Below are 1,293 nucleotides of genomic sequence, written 5' to 3' on the forward strand. Positions count from 1 at the left end.
CACTCACCGGTATTCGGAGTTTGCCTCGGGTTGGTAAGTCGGGATGACCCCCTAGCCGAAACAGTGCTCTACCCCCGGCGGTGCTACGTGAGGCGCTACCTAAATAGCTTTCGAGGAGAACCAGCTATCTCCGAGCTTGATTAGCCTTTCACTCCGATCCACAAGTCATCCAAATCTTTTTCAACAGATCCTGGTTCGGGCCTCCAATTGATGTTACTCAATCTTCACCCTGCTCATGGATAGATCGCTCGGTTTCGGGTCTATATCCCGCGACTGGTACGCCCAGTTAAGACTCGCTTTCGCTACGGCTCCCCTAATCGGTTAACCTCGCCACAGAATATAAGTCGCTGACCCATTATACAAAAGGTACGCGGTCACCGAACAAGTCGGCTCCCACTGCTTGTACGCACACGGTTTCAGGGTCTATTTCACTCCCCTCTCCGGGGTTCTTTTCGCCTTTCCCTCACGGTACTGGTTCACTATCGGTCAGCCAGGAGTATTTAGCCTTGGAGGATGGTCCCCCCGTCTTCAGTCAAGGTTTCTCGTGCCCCGACTTACTCGATTTCACGTGATCAGATTTTCAGCTACGGGGCTATCACCCGCTATGGCCGTGTTTCCCAACACGTTCGCTTAATCAGTCTCACGCTTAAGGGCTACTCCCCGTTCGCTCGCCGCTACTGGGGGAATCTCGGTTGATTTCTTTTCCTCAGGGTACTTAGATGTTTCAGTTCCCCTGGTTCGCTTCTTACGCCTATAGATTCAGCGCAAGATACTCACCTGATGGTGAGTGGGTTTCCCCATTCAGAGATGCCCGGGTCGCAGGTTGTTTGCCACCTCGCCGAGCCTTATCGCAGGCTTCCACGTCTTTCATCGCCTCTGGCTGCCTAGGCATCCACCGTGTGCGCTTCATTGCTTGACCCTATAACCCGAAGGAGTCTGGTGTCTCGCAATGATAACGATTGCCGGATACGCTTGAGACGTATCACAAAACAATTTACATATGAACATTTAAAAAAATGTTCATGTCAGCATGATATATCTTGTTAAAGAGCGACTGCTATGCGCAGTGATAAGCGTGTGTTCTTTTTAATGAGAAAGAACGCTTATCACTGCGTATCAACAGACATCTGATCAGGTAATTCATTGTGAGCGCTTACCGCGAGGATGATGCATCGTTTAAGGAGGTGATCCAGCCGCAGGTTCCCCTACGGCTACCTTGTTACGACTTCACCCCAGTCATGAACCACACCGTGGTGATCGCCCTCTTGCGTTAGGCTAACCACTTCTGGTGCA

At 51.1% G+C, this 1,293-nt stretch carries 2 rRNA genes; both read right to left on the bottom strand.

Annotation, left to right across the window (positions count from 1 at the left end):
• Positions 1-919: ribosomal RNA gene (locus M8006_RS17560) — 23S ribosomal RNA — on the bottom strand; the annotation flags it as partial.
• Between the two features lie 258 nt (positions 920-1,177).
• Positions 1,178-1,293, bottom strand: a 16S ribosomal RNA gene (locus M8006_RS17565); the annotation flags it as partial.

It is taken from the genome of Halomonas llamarensis, from assembly GCF_023555005.1.
Classification (GTDB): Bacteria; Pseudomonadota; Gammaproteobacteria; order Pseudomonadales; family Halomonadaceae; genus Vreelandella; species Vreelandella llamarensis.